Origin of the sequence: Gottfriedia sp. NPDC056225 (assembly GCF_042267765.1) — a bacterium.
Lineage (GTDB): Bacteria > Bacillota > Bacilli > Bacillales > Bacillaceae_G > Gottfriedia.
On sequence record NZ_JBHJTJ010000048.1, the window covers coordinates 21,824 to 29,163 of the forward strand.

General features: G+C 32.8%; 6 protein-coding genes and 1 pseudogene. 3 read left to right on the top strand and 4 right to left on the bottom strand.

Annotated features, from left to right (window positions below; genetic code table 11):
• Positions 1–54: 54 nt before the first annotated feature.
• A complete protein-coding gene (locus tag ACFCYN_RS21285; RefSeq protein WP_375951604.1) occupies positions 55–1,773 on the top strand; it encodes a PucR family transcriptional regulator in 1,719 nt (572 codons plus the stop codon).
• Between the two features lie 32 nt (positions 1,774–1,805).
• Positions 1,806–2,678, top strand: a complete 873-nt coding sequence (locus ACFCYN_RS21290; RefSeq protein ID WP_375951606.1) for an alpha/beta hydrolase — start codon at positions 1,806–1,808, stop codon at positions 2,676–2,678.
• Positions 2,679–2,823: 145 nt separating this feature from the next.
• On the opposite strand, the gene ACFCYN_RS21295 is transcribed toward ACFCYN_RS21290, so the two are convergent.
• From ACFCYN_RS21295 to pdxR, 3 genes are all read right to left on the bottom strand, one after another.
• Complete coding sequence (locus ACFCYN_RS21295) at positions 2,824–3,021, bottom strand: hypothetical protein (RefSeq protein WP_375951608.1); 198 nt, start codon at positions 3,019–3,021, stop codon at positions 2,824–2,826.
• Positions 3,022–3,392: 371 nt separating this feature from the next.
• Positions 3,393–3,905, bottom strand: coding sequence for a DoxX family protein (locus tag ACFCYN_RS21300; RefSeq protein WP_375951610.1), 513 nt, complete (start codon positions 3,903–3,905; stop codon positions 3,393–3,395).
• A 277-nt stretch (positions 3,906–4,182) separates the two neighbouring features.
• Positions 4,183–5,580: a MocR-like pyridoxine biosynthesis transcription factor PdxR gene (gene pdxR, locus ACFCYN_RS21305; RefSeq protein WP_375951612.1), complete on the bottom strand. Its 1,398-nt coding sequence runs from the start codon at positions 5,578–5,580 to the stop codon at positions 4,183–4,185.
• A 119-nt stretch (positions 5,581–5,699) separates the two neighbouring features.
• Here pdxR and ACFCYN_RS21310 point away from each other — a divergent pair, with 119 nt between their 5' ends.
• The gene (locus tag ACFCYN_RS21310; RefSeq protein WP_375951614.1) at positions 5,700–6,626 is read left to right on the top strand and encodes a DMT family transporter; all 927 of its coding nucleotides are present in this window, start codon (positions 5,700–5,702) and stop codon (positions 6,624–6,626) included.
• A gap of 95 nt (positions 6,627–6,721) precedes the next feature.
• On the opposite strand, the pseudogene ACFCYN_RS21315 reads toward ACFCYN_RS21310, so the two are convergent.
• Positions 6,722–6,877, bottom strand: a pseudogene (locus ACFCYN_RS21315) (sporulation protein YhbH); the annotation flags it as partial.
• Between the last annotated feature and the right edge of the window lie 463 nt (positions 6,878–7,340).

Here is a 7,340-nt window from a genome sequence, read left to right on the forward strand (position 1 = left end):
AGGCATATTGCACAAATATATATGATTAAATTATGTCAAAGGAGTTGAGAAATTTTGCTAACAATTAAGGATTTATTAGAAATAAAAGCGATTGATGGAATTAAACTTGTTGGAGGAGAAAAGGGGATTAATAACGTTATTTCTCTTGTTAATATCATGGAAAACCCCGATGCGTTTGACTGGTTGTCGTCAAATGAATTACTTCTATCAACTGGTTATATTTTTAAAGGTCAGGTAGATTTACAAAATAAAATTATTAAAGAGCTTTCAGAAATAAATTGTTCCGGTCTCATTATTAAAATGAAACGATACTTTGATCAAATTCCCCAAAATATGATTGATCAAGCAAATAAGTATGGTTTACCTCTTTTAGAGCTACCATTCGAATACACATTATCAAATGTCATATCAATTATTAATGAAAAGGCATCCGGAAGATATGATTTACTGAATAGAAAAACGTTGGACATGCATAATACGCTCTTTAGAATTGCATTAGAAGGAGGAGGAATTGAACGAATATCTTCTACGGTATCTGAAACCGTTAATAATCCCATTCTGATTGTAGACGATCATTGGGATTTGATTCACTTCTCAGAACACAAAGATAATCCAACCTATTTAGCCTATTGTCTAAATCTTGTAAAAGGTAGACAAGTGTTCCATAAAGAATTCATCGATTCGATTCCACACAGCATTAGCCAAATGAAAAAGCTAATAAAACGGATCTATTATTTGGAAGATTTAGAAGTTAAGTGTAGAATCCTGCCCATTGGGGTTGCAAACGATATTTTTGGATATATCGTTGTTTGGCAAACCGTAAATGAATTATCGGAATTTGATTATATTGCACTAGAACAGGCCTCTACGATCATAGCGCTTGAGATGATAAAACAGAGGGAAATAGAAAGTGTGAAACAAAAAATTAGAAATGATTTTTTTGATGATTTATTAAATGGAAAAATAACATCTAAAGAATCGATTAAAACGCTTTGTGACTTACATGGCCTGAATCCAAATTATATGTACTACTGTATGGTTATTAATATCGAATCAGATGAACTTACAAACATTGAAGACATGGTTGATTGGAGATATAAACTAGAAAATAAAGCAAGAAAATGCGTAGACATAGTTTATGAGTGTGCGAGTCAAATAGATGGAGAAATTACATGCTTGCATAGAAACAACCGACTCATTATTTTGATCGGACAAAGTGACAACAAAGCTTCTATATCCTTAAATGAAGCAAAACTAAATGCTAATACAATTCTCGAAGTTCTTACTAAAAACATTAATAAAACGACTTTTTTAATTGGAATAGGCCGCCAGTTTAAAACGATTAGTTCAATTCATAAAAGTTTTTCTGAAGCCCATGAAGCCATTAGACTGATGCAGAAATTTGATAAAAAAGAAGGAATATCTCATTTTGAAGATTATGCGGTCTATCATCTTCTAGATTCAAATATTAAAGATATGCAGTTAGAAAACTTTTTCATGAAATCTCTCGGAAAAGTATATGAACATGATCAACTTCACGAAACAGGCTATATACAAACACTAGAGAACTATTTCAATCACAACCAAAATTTAAGTGAAACAGCAAAAGGAATGTTTTTACACAGAAACACTCTCATCTATCGAATTGAAAAAATCAAAGAAATATTAAATACAGATTTAAAGAATGCAGAGGATTTACTACAAATCCAGATAGCATTAAAAATTTTCCGACTTTTACAAAAAAATCTTCCACACATCAACAATGAAATCTAACTAATTTTATCTCTACTATTGGACGTGAACGAATGAAAAAAACAGTTATTTACAAAAAAAATGATCGCTTTTCTCTTCAGGCAGACTTTTATGAAACAAATCGTGAACATGCTCCTGTGATTATTTATATCCATGGAGGTGGTCTCATCTGGGGAACAAGAGAAGATATTACAAATGAAATGATACAGTTTTACACGAGCAACGGATTTTCATTGTTTTCGATCGATTATAGGCTTGCTCCTGAATCTAAACTACCAGACATCCTTGAAGATGTTCAAGATGCACTTCGTTGGATCGAAACTGAAGGACCCAAATATTTTTCGATTGATCCAAATAAAATCGTGATAGTAGGAGGTTCTGCTGGCGGTTTTCTTGCTCTATGTTCTGGAACATTTAAACATAAGCCACGTGCAATCGTATCCTTCTACGGCTATGGCGATATTAGTGCGAGTTGGGCTACAAATCCAAGCCCTTATTATTCGCAGAAGGACAAAGTTCCAAATGAAATTGCTGAAATGCTTCAGTCTACACAGGTCATTACAGAAGGAATGATTGAGAAGCGTTTTTTAATTTATTTACACGCAAGACAGCATGGAGTATGGGTTCAAAAATTAACTGCACTTGATCCAATAAAAAATAAAGATCAGCTTCTTACATTTTGTCCGATTCATCACATTACAAAAGATTACCCGCCCACTTTATTTTTACACGGAACGAAAGACACAGATGTTCCGTTTGAACAATCTGTATTTATGAGAGCTGCTCTTTTAAAAAAAGGTGTGAAAACAAAATTCATTACAATTCCAAACGGAGAACATGTATTCGAAAAGGAATTCCATCTCCCAATCGTTCAAGATGCATTGAAACAGATGATTGTATTTCTCCAGGAGCATGTACAGGAGTGAGATCAAAAAGAGAAAGTCGTAGAAGCCCTACTCCCTTCTCTTTTTCATATCTCTTTTATCTTAGTCCTCCGCTCCACTACACAATTACCCGCTTTCATATGTAACTATAAAATAGAAAAAGTGATAGAAGAGTCTATCACTTAAATTATCTGTTTTGATTTTCACTTTCATCTAAATGCTTTAATTTCTTTTGATTTTCGTTCATCCATAAACTAATGATTACGACTGAAACGTACACAAATGCAGTCATGATCATTAGATTATATTCTTCCAACTTGTTTAATAAAGTAGTTAGTACACCTGCAGCAACTGTTATTTGTAACATCACAAAATGATATCTCATCTGTCCCTCACCTTTTTTCTTTTTTATGTAAATATAAAAAATATATTAAGTTTAAAAGTTTTATTTTTACAATTTTGTACACAATATTGTAACATATTTATTTTCAAATAAACTAAATATCATAAAGATTCTTAAGAGGTTATATTTGGATAATTTCAATAAATTCATTTGCGACAATGATGTCTAAACTTACTTACTGTTTAATGCATACCTTTATTAGCATGATTCTTATAAAAAGGTTCTTAGTACAAAAAAAGGATAGAAATAGTAGATTTTCACTTCTACATTTCTATCCTAAAATTTATATAAATTTAAATATCACTTTATTTACTTTACTTATCTATTAACCAAAATTCGTTCTCTTTTAAAACTTAAGCTACTCTTTTTTCAACGTGACCTTTTTCCTTTATTTCTCCCATTTTTGGAACAAATTTTTTAATAAAATAATCTAAACCAAAGCGACCAGCATTTGATCCGGCAACAATAATGAAAATGCTTAGTAAAACTAATTGTGGGTTAATGCTTGTTGTACCGCTAAACATAAATGAGAAGTTCATCATAAGTGCAAAGAATGTTGCTGTTTTTGTAAAACAGCCAATAATTAAACCAAGACCAATAGCAAATTCACCAACAGGTACTAAGAAATTAAATAAGTCCACATGTGGGATGGCGAAGTTTGTTAAAAAGTCTGCCCACCAACTTTGAACGGCTGGATGATCGCCTGTTGCACTTTTTACAGCAAAAGCAAGGAAACCTGACGCATCGAATCCACCACTTGATAATTTTTGCCAACCCGCACTGATAAACTCGTATCCGACGTATATACGAAGAATAGTTAAGACACCAGCAGCGATTTTATTATTACGTAACAAATTAATAAACATTTATATCCCTCCAGTTGTTTTAAAGAATCTAGTGTGTGATGTTTACGAATTTATTGTACAATATACTTTGTGAATAATTTCACATTATTATTGAACATTTTGTGTCATTTCTAAAATAACAAATAATCGGCAACCATCTATTGGAAAATAGAATATTTTATCCACTTTCAAAAGCTTTCGTTCAAGAGAATTTTTAATTAAGCTCTTATTATCCTTTACCTTTAACAAGATGAACCAGAAAAACCCTCTCCAGGCTCTTCTAGTTACATTTTCAACTCTATTTTTTGAACCATGATTTATATAACAATCGAATAGCCTCTTCAATCTCATCCTCTGATAAAATAGCAAATCCAAGTAAAACTGTATTTTTTGGATTATTCCCTTCGCTATAATACATTGAGACTGGATATACTTTAATACTATTTTCAGCCGCCCTTTTTATAAGCTCTTCTTCTAACATTCCATTGTGAACTTTTAATAAAATATGTAAGCCAGAATCTTCTCCGATCACTTCCACTTTATTAGAAAAGTATCTTTCGATCGCCGAAACAAGAACATCTCTCTTTGTTCTGTAAACAACTCGCATTTTATGAATATGTTTTTCCCAATGTCCTTCGTTTAAAAATCTTCTAATGATTTCTTGGTCAATTCTCGAAACAGTTTGTGTGAAGAATAAATATTGTGAATGATACAATTTAATTAGTTGTTTTGGCAACACCATATAACTCATTCGTAATGACGGGAGTAAAGCTTTTGAAAATGTTCCCATGTAAATTACGTTTCCCTCTGTATCAAGCCCCTGCAATGCTGGAATCGGTTTTCCAGAGTAACGAAATTCACTGTCGTAATCATCTTCAATAATATAACGTCCATACTCCTCTTGTGCCCATTGCAATAGTTGTATTCTCTTTTTAATTGGCAAAATCATTCCACACGGAAATTGATGAGACGGGGTAACGAACATAACATTCGCATTGCTAGCTTCTAAAGCTGCAATACAGATCCCATCCTCATCAAGTGGAATCATTTGAACATTTTCTTCACCCTTTTCAAAAACAACCAACTTTCGATGATATCCTGGATTTTCAACTGCAAAATCCTTTCCCTTTAACAACTGAAACAAGATTCTTATTAAAAATTGTGTTCCGGCACCAATTACAATTTGACTCGCAGAACAGCTAACACCTCTTGATTCATATAAATAGTTCGCAATCTCTTCACGCAAATTGGATTCACCTTGAGGATGTCCAAGAAATAGCAGGTCCTTATTTTCTAGCTGCCATACTTCATTTGAAATTTTCCGATAAACAGCGAATGGAAAGGTCTTTGGATCTACACCCGTTTGTGTAAAATCATATTTATATAACTGTTCTCTGTATAATACTTCCTTAACGGATTCTCTTTTTTTCTCTGTAAGCAACATTTGCTCAATTTCACATACAAAATAACCCATTCGTGAAACTGATTCAATATACCCTTCTGCCAAAAGTTGGTCATATGCTGATTCGACTGTATTTTTACTCACTTCTAAATGCACTGCTAACTTTCTTTTTGCAGGAAGCTTCGTCATAGGAGGGATATTTCCGCTTCTTATTTCTTCTTTTATATACCCATATAACTGTACATACAACGGGATTTTTGACTCAATATTCAAATTTGGTGTTAACTCTAACATAAAATCTGACCCCTTATAAAATTGCATTTCTGACACTTCTAGCAGTACCAGATGTTATATATAATAATTTTTATCATGTAAATTGAATAAAATCAATCTTTGAAAGGAGCATCATGATCATGCAAAACAGCAGACGACTTGGACTATTTATGATTCTTACAGGAGCTACTTTATGGGGATTATCCGGTCCATTAATTCAGTGGTTTTTTCAACGTACGAGACTCTCATCTATCGACTATTTAGTCATTCGCCTCTTACTTGCGGGGGTTTTTATTTTATGTTTCTTACTTACAAAAAAACAAAATATATTTCGTATTTGGCAACAACCACGTCAACTATTTCAACTGATCATTTTCTCTATTCTTGGAATGCTTGGCGCACAATATGCTTTTATTGAAACGGTGCATATTAGCAACGCTGTCACAGCTACACTATTCCAATTTTTAGGGCCAGTTCTAATTACTATTTATGTCGCAATACAAAATAAAAAACTGCCTTCTACTTTGCAAGCACTAGCAATTATCTCTGCACTAATCGGCACATACTTTATAATTACAAATGGATCAGCTCATAATATTGTCATGTCTAAGCAAACTATCTTATTCGGACTGTTAACAGCTATTGGTTTTACCTTCTACACACTTCATCCTACTTCCCTCATTCAACAATGGGGAACGACTCTTATTATTGGCTGGGGTATGTTAATCGGAGGTATTGCATTATTTATTTACAATCACTCTTTTGAATGGAAGCAATATTCACAAACCTTTACGTTGTCAACATTCTCGATACTGATTTTAATTATTATAATTGGTACACTTTCTTTTCTACTCTACATCGGTAGTCTAAAGTATTTATCAGCAACAGAGACTAGTATTTTATCTAGCATTGAACCACTTGTAGCAACTATTGTTTCTATTACGTGGCTAAAGGAATCTTTCGGAGTTTACCAATTACTAGGCGGTATATGTATCGTCATTGCAGTTATTTTCTTAACAAAGCCAGAAAGAGTAGCAAAATCCACAATCATTGCTGAACAAGTATAATGATTTATAACAAAAAAACAGAAAAACCCTATAAGGGGCTTTTCTGTTTTTCATTCACTATTAGATCGTACTCATTAAAACTTATTGACAGGCGACTATTTCGATGCCTTCTCATGCTCCTGTTTAAAGAAGCTCTTCATTGAATGGAGTACATCTGATCTTTGTTTTAGGATGTAGTAGCGGAATTTTTCATCGTTATTGTTTTTATATGAGGGGATTAAAGTAGAGTGTCGGTTGTATTGGTTTACTTGTTTAGGATATACCCTTTGATATGACTGGGGTTTTTGTCGGCCATTTTTCAAAAATCCCATTTAGATGTGCAGGATACACCCTTTTTTGTTTCAATTTATGCTAGTTAGAGCCAATTAAAATACTACTATTAGCTGGCTTAGTTTAATAAGAACTATCAATTACTTCCTTAAACTTTTGTTTCTATTGGTAGCTCTATAACTAATTCAGATATATAGATTCTATACTACATTCATCTAATTAAAGAGTCTGACTCAAAAGACCGTTGAACAACGACATTTAAGCCAGACTTCTTACTTATTTTTTAATTCCTAGGTCCCTCAATATGCTATCTAACGTCATACCGTTATACTCCAACTTTGGTTCAGGCGAATTCGCCACAGTTGGATTTTTCCTCTTATAGTAATAAGTAACAGAAGACATGTCTTTTGCATCGACTGTTCCGTCAAAATTGATATCAGCATT